20 protein-coding genes and 1 tRNA gene are annotated in these 16,289 nt (G+C 65.5%); 6 read left to right on the forward strand and 15 right to left on the reverse strand.

Annotation, left to right across the window (positions count from 1 at the left end; genetic code table 11):
* Positions 1 to 27 precede the first annotated feature (27 nt).
* The 4 genes from DB708_RS25960 to DB708_RS25975 form a co-directional block, all read right to left on the reverse strand.
* Positions 28 to 876 (reverse strand): enoyl-CoA hydratase/isomerase family protein, encoded by an 849-nt coding sequence (locus DB708_RS25960; protein ID WP_235616961.1) that lies wholly within the window; start codon positions 874 to 876, stop codon positions 28 to 30.
* Positions 873 to 1,310: a nuclear transport factor 2 family protein gene (locus DB708_RS25965; RefSeq protein WP_165839930.1), complete on the reverse strand. Its 438-nt coding sequence runs from the start codon at positions 1,308 to 1,310 to the stop codon at positions 873 to 875. Before DB708_RS25965 ends, DB708_RS25960 begins: the two co-directional genes overlap by 4 nt.
* A 10-nt stretch (positions 1,311 to 1,320) precedes the next feature.
* Positions 1,321 to 2,094 (reverse strand): SDR family NAD(P)-dependent oxidoreductase, encoded by a 774-nt coding sequence (locus DB708_RS25970; protein WP_108926510.1) that lies wholly within the window; start codon positions 2,092 to 2,094, stop codon positions 1,321 to 1,323.
* Positions 2,095 to 2,155: 61 nt separating this feature from the next.
* Complete coding sequence (locus tag DB708_RS25975; RefSeq protein ID WP_108926337.1) at positions 2,156 to 2,776, reverse strand: TetR/AcrR family transcriptional regulator; 621 nt, start codon at positions 2,774 to 2,776, stop codon at positions 2,156 to 2,158.
* Between the two features lie 95 nt (positions 2,777 to 2,871).
* On the opposite strand from DB708_RS25975, the gene DB708_RS25980 reads away from it, so the two are divergent.
* On the forward strand, positions 2,872 to 3,438 hold the full coding sequence (locus DB708_RS25980) for an isomerase (RefSeq protein WP_108926338.1): 567 nt from the start codon (positions 2,872 to 2,874) through the stop codon (positions 3,436 to 3,438).
* A 379-nt stretch (positions 3,439 to 3,817) separates the two neighbouring features.
* Here DB708_RS25980 and DB708_RS25990 read toward each other — a convergent pair whose 3' ends face one another.
* From DB708_RS25990 to DB708_RS26005, 4 genes are all read right to left on the reverse strand, one after another.
* On the reverse strand, positions 3,818 to 4,891 hold the full coding sequence (locus DB708_RS25990; protein WP_108926340.1) for a GGDEF domain-containing protein: 1,074 nt from the start codon (positions 4,889 to 4,891) through the stop codon (positions 3,818 to 3,820).
* Between the two features lie 303 nt (positions 4,892 to 5,194).
* Positions 5,195 to 5,284 (reverse strand) — tRNA-Ser (locus tag DB708_RS25995).
* A gap of 29 nt (positions 5,285 to 5,313) precedes the next feature.
* Positions 5,314 to 5,772 carry a nucleoside deaminase gene (locus tag DB708_RS26000; protein ID WP_108926341.1) on the reverse strand — a complete coding sequence of 153 codons (459 nt, stop codon included), beginning with the start codon at positions 5,770 to 5,772 and terminating at the stop codon, positions 5,314 to 5,316.
* Entirely contained in the window at positions 5,769 to 6,290 is a 522-nt protein-coding gene (locus DB708_RS26005) for a tRNA adenosine deaminase-associated protein (protein WP_108926342.1), read from the reverse strand. The genes DB708_RS26000 and DB708_RS26005 overlap by 4 nt, the downstream gene beginning before the upstream one ends.
* A 131-nt stretch (positions 6,291 to 6,421) precedes the next feature.
* Between DB708_RS26005 and DB708_RS26010 the strand changes: the two genes are divergently transcribed.
* On the forward strand, positions 6,422 to 7,366 hold the full coding sequence (locus DB708_RS26010) for a prephenate dehydrogenase (RefSeq protein WP_235616966.1): 945 nt from the start codon (positions 6,422 to 6,424) through the stop codon (positions 7,364 to 7,366).
* Here DB708_RS26010 and DB708_RS26015 read toward each other — a convergent pair.
* Genes DB708_RS26015 through DB708_RS26035 form a run of 5 tightly spaced genes read right to left on the reverse strand, consistent with a single transcriptional unit; the run spans position 7,329 to position 11,421 of the window.
* Positions 7,329 to 7,883 (reverse strand): putative glycolipid-binding domain-containing protein, encoded by a 555-nt coding sequence (locus tag DB708_RS26015; RefSeq protein ID WP_276060111.1) that lies wholly within the window; start codon positions 7,881 to 7,883, stop codon positions 7,329 to 7,331. The genes DB708_RS26010 and DB708_RS26015 overlap by 38 nt on opposite strands.
* 47 nt (positions 7,884 to 7,930) lie before the next feature.
* The gene (locus DB708_RS26020) at positions 7,931 to 8,674 is read right to left on the reverse strand and encodes an ABC transporter permease (protein ID WP_108926345.1); all 744 of its coding nucleotides are present in this window, start codon (positions 8,672 to 8,674) and stop codon (positions 7,931 to 7,933) included.
* Complete coding sequence (locus DB708_RS26025; protein WP_108926346.1) at positions 8,671 to 9,357, reverse strand: ABC transporter permease; 687 nt, start codon at positions 9,355 to 9,357, stop codon at positions 8,671 to 8,673. Before DB708_RS26025 ends, DB708_RS26020 begins: the two co-directional genes overlap by 4 nt.
* A 2-nt stretch (positions 9,358 to 9,359) precedes the next feature.
* Complete coding sequence (locus DB708_RS26030) at positions 9,360 to 10,451, reverse strand: ABC transporter ATP-binding protein (RefSeq protein ID WP_108926347.1); 1,092 nt, start codon at positions 10,449 to 10,451, stop codon at positions 9,360 to 9,362.
* A 22-nt stretch (positions 10,452 to 10,473) separates the two neighbouring features.
* On the reverse strand, positions 10,474 to 11,421 hold the full coding sequence (locus DB708_RS26035) for an ABC transporter substrate-binding protein (RefSeq protein ID WP_108926348.1): 948 nt from the start codon (positions 11,419 to 11,421) through the stop codon (positions 10,474 to 10,476).
* 103 nt (positions 11,422 to 11,524) lie between these two features.
* On the opposite strand from DB708_RS26035, the gene DB708_RS26040 reads away from it, so the two are divergent.
* A complete protein-coding gene (locus DB708_RS26040) occupies positions 11,525 to 11,914 on the forward strand; it encodes a LapA family protein (RefSeq protein WP_108926349.1) in 390 nt (129 codons plus the stop codon).
* On the opposite strand, the gene DB708_RS26045 is transcribed toward DB708_RS26040, so the two are convergent.
* Together DB708_RS26045 and DB708_RS26050 are read right to left on the reverse strand one after the other, a co-directional pair.
* The gene (locus tag DB708_RS26045) at positions 11,911 to 12,957 is read right to left on the reverse strand and encodes a phosphotransferase family protein (RefSeq protein ID WP_108926350.1); all 1,047 of its coding nucleotides are present in this window, start codon (positions 12,955 to 12,957) and stop codon (positions 11,911 to 11,913) included. The genes DB708_RS26040 and DB708_RS26045 overlap by 4 nt on opposite strands.
* 9 nt (positions 12,958 to 12,966) lie before the next feature.
* A complete protein-coding gene (locus DB708_RS26050; RefSeq protein ID WP_108926351.1) occupies positions 12,967 to 13,575 on the reverse strand; it encodes a histidine phosphatase family protein in 609 nt (202 codons plus the stop codon).
* A 118-nt stretch (positions 13,576 to 13,693) separates the two neighbouring features.
* Here DB708_RS26050 and DB708_RS26055 point away from each other — a divergent pair, with 118 nt between their 5' ends.
* The 3 genes from DB708_RS26055 to DB708_RS26065 all read left to right on the forward strand — a co-directional run bounded on the left by DB708_RS26055 (position 13,694) and on the right by DB708_RS26065 (position 16,232).
* A complete protein-coding gene (locus tag DB708_RS26055) occupies positions 13,694 to 14,353 on the forward strand; it encodes a class I SAM-dependent methyltransferase (protein WP_108926352.1) in 660 nt (219 codons plus the stop codon).
* Between the two features lie 72 nt (positions 14,354 to 14,425).
* A complete protein-coding gene (locus DB708_RS26060) occupies positions 14,426 to 15,472 on the forward strand; it encodes a phosphotransferase family protein (protein WP_108926353.1) in 1,047 nt (348 codons plus the stop codon).
* Position 15,473: 1 nt separating this feature from the next.
* Positions 15,474 to 16,232 carry an SDR family NAD(P)-dependent oxidoreductase gene (locus DB708_RS26065; RefSeq protein WP_108926354.1) on the forward strand — a complete coding sequence of 253 codons (759 nt, stop codon included), beginning with the start codon at positions 15,474 to 15,476 and terminating at the stop codon, positions 16,230 to 16,232.
* Positions 16,233 to 16,289 lie beyond the last annotated feature (57 nt).

Here is a 16,289-nt window from a genome sequence, read left to right on the forward strand (position 1 = left end):
AGTCTCCTCGATGTCGCAGTGCGTTGCTCACAGCGGGTTCCATCGAGCCGTTCCGTCGTCGCGGAACGCGGCGAAGGAATTCGCCAGATCCCCATTGCCCGTGCACATCACCTGTGTCCGATTCTCGATGTCGAGTGCGTGACGCAGGCTTGGCGAGTCGATGGTCTGCCACATGGTTTCCTTCGTCATCCAGACAGCCAGGGGCGAGTTATGGGCTATTTCACGGGCTTTGGCGACGGCGGTGTCGAGCAGGCTCGACGGGTCGAGCGCTTCGAGAACCAATCCGATCGCGACCGCTTCGGCCGCGTCGAAGACCCGTCCAGTGAGCATTAATTCGGCAGCCCGTGCGGCTCCGACCAGGCGCGGCAGGAAATAGCTGGTGCCCATGTCGCACGCCGACACCCCGTGCCGGATGAAGACCGCGCCGAACGTCGCCGACCGCGCGGCGTACCGGATGTCGCAGGCCAAGGCCAGTGCGAAACCACCGCCAAGGGCAAACCCGTTGACCGCGGCGATAACCGGGACGCGCAGCCGGTGGACCTTCTCGAAAGCCGAGGCCATGAGTTCCTGCGCGGCCATCGTGACCGCGACGGTCGAGGTCGCCACGGATCGCAGCTCGGCGTAGGGGACACCCGCGCTATCGGAGAGATCACCCGGCTGCGACTTCAAGTCGGCGCCGGAGCAGAACGAGACACCCGTGCCCGTCACCACGATCGCTCGCAGCGTGGGGTCGCCGTTCAATGTGTCCAGCAGGCGGTGCATGTCGACGAGCGTCTGTGAGTCCAAGGCATTTCGACGCGTTGGACGATTGATCGTCAAGATCGCGATGGCGCCGTCGTCGAGGCGCTCAACGGTGATCGGTGTATCGGTGGTCACGAGCTTCCCTCGGCAAACCCTGCGACCATCGCGGCGGACACCATGGGGTTGTCGAACTCGCGCCACAACGTGATCTTGCCGTCGCGGAACTCGAACACGCCGATGTAGTCGTTCTGGTACACGACGGGCGTGGTCCGTCCCAGCGCGTCGCCCCGATAGCGCGCCACCAACATGTTCGGGTCGAGCATCTCGTACACATCGGTGAGCGTGATCGTGAACTTGTCGAACATCACGAACATCGAACCCAGCAGGTCGCGAATGCCGTCCTGGCCGGAGTCCGGAACCGCTGCCTCGTAAGGTAATTCAAAGCGGACATCATCATGGAGTTCGCCGAGGACCGCCTCAAGATCGAGCCCGCTGATAGCGTCCATCGCCCGTCGGAGCGTTTGCTTGTTGGATTTGCGGGTTGCGCTGTCGGTGTCGATGTCGGTCATCATTGCCTTCCTACCGGGCTACCATGCCACCGTCGGCGATGATGGTCTGCCCGGTGATGAAACTTCCGGCGTCGCAGAGCAATAGCAGTGCGGGAGGCACCATCTCGGCGGCGTCGGCGATCCGCTTCAGCAGTGCGGATTCCTTCATCACCTCGATGAATTCCGGTGGGTTGCCTCGCACCATGTCGGTGTCGACCGATCCGGGCGCCAGGGCATTGACGCGGATGCCCTGCGATGCGAACTCCGCGGCCATGGACCGCGTGAACGACACCATCGCGGCTTTGGCAGCCGAATACATCGACACCGCCGGCGAATAAATGAAGGCGCCCGCGGACACGACGTTGAGCACCGACGCGTGCTCGCTCTTGCGAAGATGCGGAAGCGCCGACTGGATCAGGAACACCGGGCCTTGCAGGTTGACCGAGAACGACTTCGACCACGCTTCGGCAGTGAACTCGCCCAATGGCAGCGACAGCGCATTGGCCGCGTTGTTGACCACCATGTCGATGCCGCCGAACTCCGCGACGGTGGCGTCGACGAGTCGGTCGATCGCGTCGAGGTCACCCAGATGCGTGGGGACGCCGACGGCTCGGCCGCCGCCCAGCGCCTGCAGCTTCTCGGCGGCCGCGGTGCAAGCGTCGGCCTTTCGGCTGGCGACGACCACATTGGCTCCGCACTCGACCAAGCCCTCGGCGATGGCCAGTCCGATGCCGCGCGTCCCGCCGGTGACGATGGCGGTGCGGCCAGTCAGGTCGAAGAGCGCGTGCAACGACTTCTTGGTCAAGGTCTCCGAAGCCTCCTCCGCACCCGCCTGCAGCGTCATTACCTTACACAATGTAAGGAAATTATTCGTTGCCGGTGACTCCATGAATGATCAACGACCTCAGGTGCGCGATCAGTTCGGACTCTCCGAGTGCCTTGTTGACCGAAGTGTGCAGCGTGACAGCACCGCGCACGGTGTCCATCAGGGCACTCCCGTCGACTTCGGGCCGCACCAGACCCTGCGCCTTTCCGCGTTCGATCAGGCGGACCCACCGCGCTCGAATCGGGGCCATGTAGCGGGCTTCCACCTGTTCGACCAGGTCGGGCCGGCTGTAGAGCACGGTCGCGACGCCCGGCATGCCTGCCAGGTATGCCGGGTCCGACTGCACCCGCACCATGCCGGTGATCAGGCTGGTCAGCGCGTCGGCGAAGGGGAGTTCGTCGATCGCGGGAAGCTCACCGGGGGCGGAGAAAATGGCGTCCTCGACGAGCGCGAACTTGCTGCCCCAATGGTCGTAGACGAACGGCCGCGATACCCCGGCATGGCGCGCGACGCCGGCCAGGGTGATTTCGTCGTAGCCGTTGGCGATCAGGAGTTCACGGGTGGCGGCGATGACGGCCGCTCGGCGCTGCATGTCGCGGGGGCGCCCGCGCGTGGCATCTTCGGCAGCCCCGCCGCTCTCGCGCTCCGCGGCCGGCGTCATCGTCGAACCATACCCACCGAATTGTGGCGGTGGCGTATCGCGATTGCGCGCTGCTAGTTTCACGGTGTGTGCTCAGCGTCTGAGAGGACCGCTTGATGTCGTACAAAATCGACCCGGATTCGCTGCACAAGATCGCGGAGCAAGTTGTCGGCCTACCGCTCGCGGCGGGCGAGTTGATCACGCGGGCCGTCGAATTGATCGCCGGTGAATATCCGGACCTCGTCGATCCGACGCCGGGCCGATGGGTAGGCAGCAAGGCCGGCGGGATCCTCGGCAAGGTCCGCTTTCTCTACTTCAGCCCGCGTGAGTACATCGTGATCTTCGGATCCCCCACTGGCACACAAGGCTTTTCGGGCCGCTACAAGCATGTGGAAATCCACAAGTTCCTGATGGCCGGCCAAATCGACTCGTACGATCTCGAGTCTGACGACGCCTTACCCATGACGCTGATGCCAGGTGAACACACCTGCCTCGAGAAGGGCCACGCGCGGGGTCTGACCATTCACCCCGGCTCGTGGCACATCGAGTACGGCCGCGGGGCGGTCGCCACCACGCTGCCGTTCGCGATGGTGGACACGCTGCTGGTGTCACTGGAACTCGAATCCGTCCGCCGCTCCACGGTCGAATTCGCCAAGCTCGTCGCCAGGCGGTTTCGTCGCTGATTCAGGCCGCGCTCACACGCGATCGATAACAGTCGCCCAGCCCGCGAACAGCATTGCAGCGCAAGAATAAAGAATGACAACATCAGCCGCCGGACGGCGTCGACAAATCCGGGCAATGCAGGTGATATTCGCGGGAGCCGCAACCGTCGCGACGCTCATGCTGCTAGACACTGGCCGACCGGCGCCGGCCGTTGCTCAATTCGGCGCCGGCGGATTCGCTGCAGACGACCCCTCGGATCCGGGCTGGAATCCAATACCGGAACCGGATGTGAATACCCCGACGAATCCGGGCTGGAGCTCTCAATCGGATCCAGGCTGGAATGCTTCGCCGGGCTGGGATTTTCAGCCGTCCCCCGAGAACTAGGCGCGCGATGCCGGCTCAGACCACGAGCGCGTGGCGGCAGGTCTGATTGCCCCCGCCCCTTTTGGCTTCATACCTTGCGGTATCCGCGTGGGCAATCAGCTGGTGAAACGCTTGGTCGACATGTGCGACGGCGGTACTGCGCAATGCCAGGTTGGCGATTCCGGCGCTGGCTGTCACGGGATGCTTGATCGCAGCCACCGCGTCACAGAACTGTCGCCCCCACTCGGGCAGCTCTTCTGACGTCACGACGTCAGCGACCAAGAATTCCTCCCCGCCGACGCGACCGACCACGGCGCTCTCACCGCATGCCGCGGTCAACGCCCCCCCGACCGCGATGAGCGCTTCATCGCCGGCGGCATGTCCGAGTGTGTCGTTGAGTTTTTTGAAGCGGTCCAGATCGACCATGGCCACCGCCAAAAACATGTGATTGGCGCCAGCGAGCATCCGGCCCACTACCGCCCGGTCGCAGGCTCGCCGATTCAGCAGGCCGGTCAGCGGGTCGCGGTTGGCGCGCAATAGGTCAACCCACACTGCGCGCACGACGACCTGAATGGCAAGCGGGACAATAACATTGAGTTCAAGGACCAGAAAATAACCAGAGAAGGCCAGCACCGCTTGCCCCGCGCCGGCCACCCGCACCGCCTGCCAGGCCGCAATTGTGCTGGCAAGCCCAAAGTTCAGTGCCATGTACTTGGCGGTATGGAAGAACGCGAGGTAGCCGCCGGTAATCGACAGCGCCGAGCATGCCATCAGCGCGACCAGCGGCTGGGGTTGCCACAAACACCCGATGCCGATGATCACGCTGCCGGTCAGAATGAAGAAAAGGGACTGGCGCCGAGTGGGCCACCCGCGCAACCACAGCACCGCCATGCCCAGCCCGATCAGGGCAGCCAGGACGGAGTACACGATCGCCAGAGGCCGATAAGCCTGGGTGGGACCGAACCACACGTTGGCCGGCACCAGCACCAACGAGGCGGCCACCCCGGCCAACAGCCTGCGAGTGTTTGCACCCAGCCCGTGGGCTTGCAAATAGCCTGTCAGCCAATCGAAATGGTCGGCCTGGCCCCACCACGCCCCCAACCACCTCATCGGTCTGCCCTCTCCCCGACTCACTGCCCCACGAACCACGTTGTCGGCGGCCACTGAGTGAGTTGGGTCACAGTAAATAGGATCGTGAGTTCCAAATACCGCGAATCGACGAGAAAGTCGGACCGGATGGGTTTTTCTCACCGGGATAGGCCCGGCGCTTCGCGGCCTGAAACTGGTGTCGGACCGGCCCGCGGCGGCGGGATTGCCACTACCCGCAAAGCGCCGGAGTGACTCGGCAACTGGCGAGGTTTGGTAGCAAACCCGAAAAGTAGGCGACTACCTGCGAATTCTCGCCGGTAGTTTTGGCGGTGGCGGAGGGATTTGAACCCTCGGACGGTTTTAGCCGTCACACGCTTTCGAGGCGTGCTCCTTAGGCCGCTCGGACACGCCACCGCCGAGCAGCTTACCCAAACAGTCGCCGCTCACCCCAATCGCTGGCGAGCGAAGAACTCCTCCAGCGGAGCGGCGCATTCCTGGGCGAGCACACCGCCGCGCACCTGTGGGCGGTGATTGAGCCGACGGTCGCGGACCACATCCCACAGCGATCCGACCGCTCCGGTCTTGGGTTCCCACGCACCGAACACCAGCCGGGCGACGCGCGCCAGAACCAAGGCGCCCGCGCACATCGTGCAGGGCTCGACGGTGACGGCCAGCGTCGCTCCCTCTAGCCGCCACCCGTCACCGAGCACCGTGGCCGCGGCGCGCATCGCTACAACTTCCGCGTGCGCGGTCGGATCACCAAGGGCCTCACGGGCATTCACCGCCCGGGCGAGTTCGGTTCCGTCGGCGGCGACCACCACAGCTCCGATCGGCACATCGCGCGGGCCAGCCGTTGCGGCGGCCTCCAGCGCGGCCCGGATCAGATCTTCGTCAGTCCTCACCGACCGAGGCGGTCGATCACCGCCGACAGCTGGTCGGCGAAGCCCATCTCGCGGGCGATGCGGCCCAATTGCTCGTCGGCATAGAGGTCGGACTCGTCGACAATGACACCCAGCACCGCCTCGGGCAGCCCGATATCGGACAGCAACCCGAGGTCGCCTTCTTCGAACGGCTCCGACTCTTCGAGGTCCTCGGCATCGATATCGGCGTCCAGGTTGTCCAGAACTTCGGCGGCGATGTCGTAGTCCAGTGCCGCCGTCGCATCCGAGAGCAGCAGCCGGGTTCCCGACGGTGCGGGACGCACGATGACGAAGAATTCGTCGTCGATGTCGAGGAGCCCGAAGACCGCTCCCGAACTACGCAGTTCACGCAATTCTGTCTCGGCGGCAGCCAGGCTCGTCAGCGATTTGGGGGCCATCACAGAACAACGCCATTGGCCCTCTTCGCGAACGACGGCGACGCCAAATCCGTCCGGTGTATCCACGGACGGACCTTGCGTTGCGGCCCGCTCTCGTCCCATGGGCGCCTACGCTAGTCGCTGACCAGGCGGCTTGACCAGAAGACGCAAACTAGCGTGGGGACCTCGAGCCGCCATCGTCGACTCAACTGTGCCAACCTTGCACTGTGGCACGGACTGCGACGCGAACCCCGGTGTGTGTGCTCGGCTTAGGACTTATCGGCGGTTCGATCATGCGAGCGGCGGCGGCCGCGGGCCGTGAAGTGTTCGGCTACAACCGCTCGGTAGAGGGTGCACACGGAGCGCTCGCCGATGGTTTTGCCGCCACCACCGAGCTCAATGACACGCTGATCCGGGCCGCCGACGTCGACGCCTTGATCGTGTTGGCCGTGCCGATGCCCGCGCTGCCGGCGATGCTCGCCCACGTCCGCGAATTCGCCCCGAGATGCCCGCTCACCGACGTCACAAGCGTCAAAACGGCGGTCTTCGACGAGGTCATCGCGGCCGGTCTGCAGGACCGCTTTGTCGGCGGCCACCCGATGACGGGCACCGAAAGCTCGGGCTGGGCGGCCGGCCATGCCGGATTGTTCACGGCGGCACCGTGGGTGGTCAGCGTCGACGACCACGTGGAGCCGGTGGTGTGGTGGATGGTGATGACGCTGGCGCTGGATTGCGGCGCGGTGGTGGTGCCGGCCAAATCCGATGAGCACGACGCCGCCGCGGCCGCCATTTCGCATCTGCCACACCTGCTCGCCGAGGCGTTGGCGGTGACGGCCGCGGAAGTTCCGCTGGCGTTCGCGCTGGCCGCCGGGTCTTTCCGGGACGGCACCCGGGTGGCGGGCAGCGCCCCGGATCTGGTGCGCGCGATGTGTGAAGGCAACACCGCCCACCTGCTGACGGCGGTCGACCGGATGATGGACCTGCTCAGCCGCACCCGCGACTCGCTGGATTGGGACAATTCGGTGGCCGACCTCGTCGAGGCGGGCCACGCCGCGCGAACGCGCTACGACCGCTTCCCGCGCTCCGACATCTTCACCGTCGTGATCGGCGCGGAGAACTGGCGCGAAGAACTGGCCGCCGCCGGCCGGGCGGGCGGAGTCATCAGATCCGCTCTGCCAATCCGGGATAGTCCACGATGAAGCCTTCGTCGTCGACGGTCACGGTGGTGTCGGCGACCGGCGAACGCAGCTTGATCCCTTCGGGGCCGCCCTGCCCGGTGTAGCTCACCGTGGCCGCGTCGACCGTCATGTCCGGCACGTTGACGTAGACCACTGGCAACGTGATGGTTTCGGCCCGTTCGTGTAGCCCCAGACGACGGATGGGCAGCGCATTGAAGAACGGGCTGAACACCACGTCGAGGTCGAGTGCGCCGTTGTATCCCTCGCGTCGCTCGCCCTGATGGTCGGTGATCATCCACATGTTTTCCTCGTCACGCGCGATCGCGAGCTGACGCTCCCGCTCGGCGAGGGTGATCGTCAGCCCGAACCTCTTGGTGGCTCCGCTCTCGTCGGTCTGCAGTTCATAGAAGGCGCCGAATGCTGGATTCGTCGCGGTAGCCGCGGCCACGATGCGGCCGGTGGCTTTAATTCGCTTGCCGGACACCTGTACTCGCACCGATTCCATCCGGGAGATATCCGGTGCACGCCAGATCAGCATCGCGTTCCAGACGCGCTGAGTCGGGTCAGAGGGGCTGTTCACACTCCCTACCGTAGGACGTGGCCCCCGGCCGCGGCAGGCTGGTCGCCAACTGCGGTCGCTGTCACACCGTCGCGCCGCGCAGGCCTGCGCAACCGTCCGGTGCCCGGCACCGAAGCCCAGACCGCCGTCGCCAGCAGCCCGTCGAGGATCAGCGCCAGCGCGGCGACCATCAGCGCACCGACCAGAGCGAGCTGGAATTCGCGTTCTTTGATTCCGTCGATCAGGTAGCGGCCCAGCCCGCCGAGGCTGGCATACGCGGCCACGGTCGCGGTGGCGACGACCTGCAGCGTGGCGTTGCGCAGCCCGCCGAGAATCAACGGCATCGCGTTGGGGACCTCGACGCGCAGCAACACTTGGGCCTCCGTCATGCCCATCGCGCGGGCGGCGTCGACCGCCACCGGATCTACGTTGGCGATGCCCGCATACGTGCCGGCCAGCAGCGATGGCACACCGAGCAGCATCAGGGCGACCAGCGGCGGCCCGAAGCCCAGCCCGAACAGCAGCACGCCCAGCAACAGCACCCCGAGCGTCGGCAGTGAGCGCAGCCCGTTGACCGCGCCCACGACCAGAAGCGTGCCGCGGCCGGTGTGGCCGACGACCATCCCGACCGGAATCGCGATCAGTGCCGACGCGCCCACCGCCATGGCGGTGTACTCGATGTGCTCCAAGATGCGTGCCGCCAGACCGACCGGGCCGGTCCAGTTGTCGACGGTAAGCAGATACGAGACCGCCTGGCCGATGAAGTTCATCGCGCACCACCGACCACCGGGACCGCCACCGACCGCCGCCGCGCGGCGCCACCCGCGCGGGACCAAGGCGTGGCCAGCCGGCCGGCCAGCACGATCAACACGTCGATCACCACCGCCAACACGAACAGCGCGACGATGCCGGCCAGGATCTGGTCACTCTTGTCGGTCTGATACCCCTCGGTGAACCAGGTTCCCAGGCCGCCGATCCCGATCACCGAACCCACCGAGACCATCGCGATATTGGTCACCACCACCACCCGCAGCCCCGCAACCATGACCGGAATCGACAGCGGGAGTTCAACTTTCAGAATTCTCTTGACGGCCGAGTAGCCGATCGCGGTGGCGGCGTCACGGACCTGAGCCGGCACCGCGTCCAGCGCCTCTAGCACCGCGCGCACCATCAGCGCGGTGGTATAGGCCGTCAGCGCGACAAGGACGTTGGCCTCGTCGAGGATCCGGGTCCCGATGATCACCGGCAGCGCCACGAATAGCGCCAGCGACGGAACGGTGAACACCACACTGGCGGTCGCCGTCGTCAGCTGCCGCGCAATCGGTTGACGCTGCACCAGAACCCCCAGCGGCACCGCGATCAACAGCCCAATCAGCACTGGCACCAACGACAACCGCAGATGAGTCACGGTCAGCGTCCAGGCATCGCACAGGTGCGTGAGCAGGTAGTGCATGGTCAGGTCCGCCGCTGAGATTCGACCGCGGCCAGCACGTCGGCGGCCGACACCCCGCCGATGACCTTGCCGTCGTCGTCGACGGCGATCCCCACGGTCGACGGCGACGACAGCGACGCGTCCAGCGCGTGGCTGAGATTGCCGCCAGGGCGCAACAATGCGCCGACGGCGCTGATGCTGTCGGTCAACGACGCGCCACCGGCGTGCCGCCGCAAGCCGTCGCCGTCGATCCAGCCCAGCGGTGCGCCGTGGTCGTCGACCACTACCACCCAGCCGGTGATCAATCGATCGGTCAGCCTACTGGCGGAGACGGTGTCGACGGTGTGCAGCGGCAGGCCGTTCGCGTCGATCAGCTGCAGCCACCGGTAGCCACGCCCGAGACCGATGAATTTGGTCACGAAATCGTTGGCCGGCCAGGAAAGGACTTCGGTGGGTTCGTCGTACTGTTGCAACGCGCCCCTTTGCCCGAAGATCGCGACTTGGTCGGCAAGTTTGAGCGCCTCGTCGATGTCGTGTGTCACGAACACGATGGTTTTGTGCAATTCGCTTTGCAGGCGCAATATTTCGTTCTGCAGCTCAAGACGAACCACGGGGTCCACAGCCGAGAACGGCTCGTCCATCAACAGGATTGGCGGGTCGGCGGCCAGTGCGCGAGCGACACCGACGCGCTGTTGTTCTCCGCCGGAGAGCTGCGCCGGGTAACGGTTGGCCAGGTTGGCGTCCAGCCCGACGCGCTCGGGTACGTCGTAGGCCGCCTTTCGTGCCGCCCGGCGCGACTGCCCCCGCAACACCGGAACCGTCGCGACGTTGTCGATGACGCGTTGATGCGGCATCAGCCCGGCGTGCTGAATCACGTATCCGATTCCGAGCCGCAGCTTCACCGGGTCGACGCCAGCGACGTCCTGTCCGTCGACGGTAATGGTGCCCGATGTCGGCTCGATCATCCGGTTGATCATCCGCAGCGCCGTAGTCTTACCGCTTCCGGAGGAACCGACGAAGACCGTCAACTTGCCGTAGGGGACCACCAGACTGAGCCCGTCCACCGCGGTGGTCCCGTCGGTGAATACCTTGCTGACATTGTCGAAGACGATCAACGCGCCACACCCCAGCCGGCTGTCATTGGGTAATCGGATGGTTGAAGCCGTTGTCCCGGACCCAGTTTCGAGCAGCCTGGTCGGGATCGATGCCGGAGTTGCCCGCCACCGCCGCGTTGAGCCCGGCCAGGCAGTCCGTGGTTAGCTTCGCCGAGACCGCATCCAGGACCACTTTGAGGTGATCGGACTTCTTCTGCGAATTCACTAGCGGCACAATGTTGCCGGCCACGAAGTTGTGTTCGGGGTCCTCGAGCGTCACCAGATGGTCTTGCCTGATCGCCGGTGAGGTGGTGAAGATGTTGGCCGCGGTGACCTTTCCCCCGACCAACGCGCGCACCGTCACCGCGCCGCCACCGTCGTCGATGACGATGAAGTTGCCGGGACTGATGTTGAGCGAGTACTTCTGGCGCAGCCCGGGCAGGCCGGATGGGCGGTTCTCGAACGCCGAAGGTGCCCCGAACTTCACTTCCGGGGAGTGAGCAGCCAGGTCGGCGATGGTTTTGAGGTTCCACTGGGCGGCGGTTGTGCTGGTGACACTGACCGTGTCGGTGTCGGACGCTGGTGACGGCGTCAGCAGCGACAGGTCACCCGGCAATTTCTGGTAGAGCTCCAATTCGACGGCTCCCAGCATGGTCGCGGTCGAGTTGGGAGCGAAGTAGCGCAGTAGATTACCGACGTATTCCGGTACCAAATCGATGGAATGGTCTTTGAGCGCCGGGATGTACGTCTCGCGACTGCCGATACCCATTCGCCGCCCGACATCGAAACCGTTGGCCTGCAACGTCTGTGCATAGATCTCGGCGATGATCTGGGATTCCGGGAAGTCTGCGGAGCCGACCACGATGGATTTCATGCTGCGCATTTGCGGCGCCAGCGGATCGGAATTGCTGCAGGCCGCGACCAGGCACGTGGCCGCACACCACACCGCCGCAGGGATGATCGCGCGGCGCACGCGCCGCAGCATCCTCATAACGCTGACACTAACGGCAGAAGCGACCTGGCGCTGTCGCCATGAAGCATGCGGTTTGCGTGGTTTGGTTTCATTCTGCGTGCGATGGGACAAAGATGGATCTATGAGCAGCAACCACCCTGGCTCGCCGGACAACCCGCCGCCAACGCCCGCTTCGGGGCCTCCCCCCAAGCCCGTCCCGGCGCCTCCCCCAGCGCCCCCTGCCGGCGCGAAGTCCAGCGAACCGGCCATCGGATTCACCCGGGCCGGCGCCCTGTGGACTGCGTTGATCGCGGGCTTCTTGATCCTGATTCTGTTGCTGATCTTCATCACCCAGAACACGACGTCGACGCCTTTCCAGTTCTTGGGCTGGCATTGGAACCTGCCACTGGGGGTGGCCATCCTGCTGGCTGCCGTGGTTGGCGGGTTACTCACCGTGGCCGTCGGCACCGCGCGCATCCTGCAACTACGTCGCGCCGCCAAGAAGCAGCACGCCGCGGCGATGCGGCGCTAGCCGGGCAGCTTGGCTAGCTCCCCGAGTCCCCGCGAGATCAACGGCGCGACCACCTCGGGCATGTGCTCGGAGTCTTTACCGCTGGCCTGATCCGACATCCGCCTGCGGAAGTCGATGCCGGCCGCGATGATGGCGAGCTTGAAATAGGCCAACGCCATGTAGAACTCCCAATGCGCCAGCGGTATCCCGGCGACCAGCGAGTACCGATCGGCCAACTCGTCGGCCGTCGGCAGCAGCGGCGACGTCCAGGCGGCCTGCGCATTGACGATCAGATCCAGCGCCGGGTCGCGATACACACACATCAGGGCCGCGTCGGACAGCGGATCTCCCAGCGTCGAGAGTTCCCAATCCACCACGGCGCGCACCCGCGTCGGGTCGTCGGCGTCCAGGATGGTGTTGTCGATCCGGTAGTCACCGTGCACGATCGAAGTGCGACTCTGTTGCGGAATCGCTTGCTGCAGGCCGGAATGCAGTCGTTCGACGTCGGCGTCGCGATGGTCGTCGGGCAGCCGCACCAGTTCCCATTGGGAGCCCCAGCGACGCACTTGACGTTCCAGATAGCCGCTGGGTTTGCCGAAGTCGGCCAGCCCCACCGCATTCGGGTCGACGTTGTGCAAGTCGACGAGCACCCGGATCAGTCCGTCGACGCATTTGTCGATCACGGTGTGATTGAAGGCTTCGAGTTGAGCGCGGCGGCGCACCACCTGCCCGGCAACGAACTCGACGATCTGGAACGGTGCGCCCAGCACCGAGTCGTCCTCGCACAGCGCGATCGCGCGGGCCACCGGAACGGGCGTGTCGTGCAGGGCCGCCACCACTTTGTACTCGCGGGCCATATCGTGCGCCGACGGGGTCAGGCCGTGTAGCGGTGGACGGCGCACCAGCCAGTTAGTTTTGTCGTCGTAGACCCGGAATGTCAGATTGGAGCGACCGCCGGAGATGAAGTCCCCACGCAAGTGGCCGTCGCGTTCGATGCCAAGCGAACGCAAATACCGGTCCAGCGCGGGCAGGTCCAGCCCGTCGAGTCGATCAGCCGAAGTCACCGAACTTGTCTACCATCGCTGATTACGCGGCAACAGGTCCCACACGTGTTCGACCGCATTGACTCCAGCCACCGTCGCCTGGCCGCTCCGCGAGTACAGCAACCGAGTCACCGATGCGTAGTCGACGGGAAACGACAACAGCCGGGTCGTGCCGAGGATCTCGTGCAGCAGCAGGTTGATCACCCCACCGTGGCTGAACACCGCAACGGTGTCTTCGGGGTCGGCGGACGCGACGAGATCGTCCACCGCCGCCGTCACCCGCGCCCGGAACGCGTCCTCGTCGACCACACTGGGCAGATGACCCTGGGCCAGTCGCTCCCACTCTTTCGGATTTTCCTGACGGATCTGCTCGATGGGGATGTACACGGGAAGGTCGCGATCGTATTCGGCAAAGCGCTCGTCAATTTCGACGGACAACTCCCGGGCCACCGCGACCGGTTCGGCGGTCTGCACGGCGCGCCGCTGAGGGCTGCTGATGACCCGGGAGATCGGGAACCGGGCGAGCGCCTCGGGCAGGCGCGCGATCTGGGCCACTCCCTTTTCCGACAGGTCCGGGTCGGAACCCTGGCCGTGTTCGCTGCGCAGCGGCAACGCATGCCGGACCAGAAGCACTTGCATGGGTCTCCCTGTGGTCGGGTGATCAGTGGCCGGTTCGCAGTTTCTCATCGCGCCCTGCCGCGGCGCGCGGCCGTCTCCTAATCTGCAAGAGAGGGAGGCCCGATCTCGAGGAGGACAGATGACCCAGCCGAGCATCGATTGGGATGCCGCCTACCGACAAGAAGCGCCACCGCCGTGGAGCATCGGCAAGCCGCAGCCCGAGCTGGCATCGCTGATCGATCAAGGCAAGGTCCGCGGCGAGGTGCTGGACGCCGGCTGCGGCCACGCCGCCCTGGCACTCGACCTCGCCGCGCGCGGTTACCCCGTCGTCGGGCTGGACGCCAGCGCGACCGCGGTCGACGCCGCAGCCGCGGCCGCCGCCGAACAAGGACTGACAACAGCAACTTTCACGCAGGCCGACGTCACCGACTTCGGCGGCTATGACGGACGCTTTGCCACCATCCTGGACAGTGGGCTGTTCCACGCTTTGGCGCCCGAGGGCCGTCAGGGTTATCTGCGGTCGATCTCACGGGCCGCCGCGCCCGGGGCGACGCTCTACATCCTGGCGTTCGCCGCAGGCGCGCTGGGCGAGCAGGACGGCGTGCCCGGTCCACGTGGCTTCACGGAAAGCGAATTGCGGGACGCCGTCTCGACGCTGTGGCAGGTCGACGGCATCCGTGCCGCCAAGGTGTACGGCAACGACGCATCACTCGATGCCGAGTTACCGAACGCCGAGCACGACGGCGAAGGGCACTTCATGGTGCCGGGGCTCCTGCTCAGCGCGCACAAGCCCGGGTAGCGGGTCTGCGCACGCTCTGGCGCCGCCGGTGGAGAATGCTATTCTCCACACAGAGAGTGGGGTGTGCGGACAATGACGACTGCCGGTGAAACCCAACTGGACCCGGGTGTGCTGGGTCGATGGCTCGATGCCAACGACGCACCGGGCGGCGGCGAAGAACCGTTGCTGGAACAACTCAAAGGCGGCTCGCAGAACACGCTGTATCTGATTGCACGTGGCAGCGAGCGCATGGTGCTGCGGATGCCCGGCGCCCGCGCGGACGCCGCCCGGATCGACGGCTTGCTGCGCGAGATCCGGCTGGTGCGGGCACTGTCCGGCACCGATGTACCGCACGCCGAGCTGATCGCCGCCGATGACAGTGGCACCGTGCTCGGCATGCCGTTCTACGTGATGCGAGCGATCGACGGCTGGAGCCCGATGGACGGGGGCTGGCAGCCACCGTTCGACACCGACCCAGACGCCCGCCGCGGCCTCGCATTCGAACTCGTCGAGGGTGCCGCCAAGCTGGGCCGGGTGGACTGGCGACGCCAAGGACTCGAGGGCTTCGGCCGCCCGGACGGATTTCACGATCGGCAAGTCGATCGTTGGCTGGCGTTTCTCGACTCCTACAAGGTCCGCGAGCTGCCCGGCCTGGACGAGGCCACCGCATGGCTGCGCCGCAATCGGCCCGCGCAGTACCAGCCGGGCATCATGCACGGCGACTACCAGTTCGCCAACGTGATGTTCGCGCATGGGGGCACGGCTCAGCTCGCCGCGATCGTGGATTGGGAGATGACGACGGTAGGCGATCCACTGCTCGATCTCGCCTGGGCATTGCTGGGCTACGACGGCGAAACCCCCAAGGCGGACGGGTTTTATCTGGACATGGCCGGGATGCCGACGCGCAGCGAATTGCTGAGTCACTACGAGTTAGTCAGCGGGCTTTCCACCGAGAACATCGACTACTACCTGGTGCTGGCCAACTGGAAACTCGGCATCGTGCTGGAAAAGACGTACGCTGCCGGCGTGCGGACCGGAAAAGTCGACCCGAAGATCACCGATGCATTCGGGCCGATGATTCTTGCGCTCATCGCGACGGCGGCTCAGATGGCCCACAACCTGCCTGCCGGAGCGCGCTGAAATGGGTTATGCCGACCAACTTTTCGAACTCACCGACCGCGTGGTGCTGATCACCGGCGGCAGCCGTGGTTTGGGCCGGGAAATGGCGTTCGCTGCCGCGCGCTGCGGGGCCGACGTGGTGATCGCCAGCCGCAACTTCGATAACTGCGTCGCCACCGCCAAGGAGGTCGAGTCCGAGACCGGGCGCGCCGCGATGCCCTATGGTGTGCACGTCGGACGCTGGGATCAACTCGACGGCTTGGTCGCTGCCACCTACGAGCGGTTCGGCAAAGTCGACACCTTGATCAACAACGCGGGCATGTCGCCGCTGTACGACAAGCTGAGCAACGTCACCGAGAAGCTGTTCGACGCGGTGGTGAACCTGAATCTTAAAGGGCCGTTTAGGTTATCGGCGTTAGTGGGTGAGCGGATGGTCGCCGCGGGCAGCGGGTCGATCATCAACGTGAGCTCCACCGGGTCGCTGCGGCCCAACGGTGGCATCATTCCCTACGCGGCCGCCAAAGCCGGGCTCAACGCGATGACCGAAGGGCTGGCGCAGGCATACGGTCCGACGGTACGGGTCAACACGCTGATGGCCGGGCCCTACCTGACCGACGTCAGCAAGGCGTGGGATCTGTCCGGAGACAACAACTTCAGCCACCTCCACCTGAAACGCGCCGGCGATCCGCGCGAAGTTGTCGGCGCCGCACTCTTCTTGGCGTCCGACGCGTCCAGTTTCACGACCGGTTCGATTCTGCGGACCGACGGCGGAATTCCCTAACGTGGCGATCGCAAGCGCGGCACAGCCGGGCGCAGCCGGTCGGCACGGATGAACGAG

Origin of the sequence: Mycobacterium montefiorense (assembly GCF_003112775.1) — a bacterium.
In the GTDB taxonomy this organism is placed as follows: Bacteria; Actinomycetota; Actinomycetes; order Mycobacteriales; family Mycobacteriaceae; genus Mycobacterium; species Mycobacterium montefiorense.

What these genes read in the sequence shown, in the direction of transcription:
- DB708_RS25965 (WP_165839930.1), bottom strand. Translation starts at nt 1,310, where the DNA reads ATGACCGACATCGACACCGACAGCGCAACCCGCAAATCCAACAAGCAA.
- DB708_RS25975 (WP_108926337.1), bottom strand. Translation starts at nt 2,776, where the DNA reads ATGACGCCGGCCGCGGAGCGCGAGAGCGGCGGGGCTGCCGAAGATGCC.
- DB708_RS25980 (WP_108926338.1), top strand. Translation starts at nt 2,872, where the DNA reads ATGTCGTACAAAATCGACCCGGATTCGCTGCACAAGATCGCGGAGCAA.
- DB708_RS25990 (WP_108926340.1), bottom strand. Translation starts at nt 4,891, where the DNA reads ATGAGGTGGTTGGGGGCGTGGTGGGGCCAGGCCGACCATTTCGATTGG.
- DB708_RS26005 (WP_108926342.1), bottom strand. Translation starts at nt 6,290, where the DNA reads ATGGGACGAGAGCGGGCCGCAACGCAAGGTCCGTCCGTGGATACACCG.
- DB708_RS26015 (WP_276060111.1), bottom strand. Translation starts at nt 7,883, where the DNA reads ATGCTGATCTGGCGTGCACCGGATATCTCCCGGATGGAATCGGTGCGA.
- DB708_RS26020 (WP_108926345.1), bottom strand. Translation starts at nt 8,674, where the DNA reads ATGAACTTCATCGGCCAGGCGGTCTCGTATCTGCTTACCGTCGACAAC.
- DB708_RS26025 (WP_108926346.1), bottom strand. Translation starts at nt 9,357, where the DNA reads ATGCACTACCTGCTCACGCACCTGTGCGATGCCTGGACGCTGACCGTG.
- DB708_RS26035 (WP_108926348.1), bottom strand. Translation starts at nt 11,421, where the DNA reads ATGAGGATGCTGCGGCGCGTGCGCCGCGCGATCATCCCTGCGGCGGTG.
- DB708_RS26040 (WP_108926349.1), top strand. Translation starts at nt 11,525, where the DNA reads ATGAGCAGCAACCACCCTGGCTCGCCGGACAACCCGCCGCCAACGCCC.
- DB708_RS26050 (WP_108926351.1), bottom strand. Translation starts at nt 13,575, where the DNA reads ATGCAAGTGCTTCTGGTCCGGCATGCGTTGCCGCTGCGCAGCGAACAC.
- DB708_RS26055 (WP_108926352.1), top strand. Translation starts at nt 13,694, where the DNA reads ATGACCCAGCCGAGCATCGATTGGGATGCCGCCTACCGACAAGAAGCG.
- DB708_RS26060 (WP_108926353.1), top strand. Translation starts at nt 14,426, where the DNA reads ATGACGACTGCCGGTGAAACCCAACTGGACCCGGGTGTGCTGGGTCGA.
- DB708_RS26065 (WP_108926354.1), top strand. Translation starts at nt 15,474, where the DNA reads ATGGGTTATGCCGACCAACTTTTCGAACTCACCGACCGCGTGGTGCTG.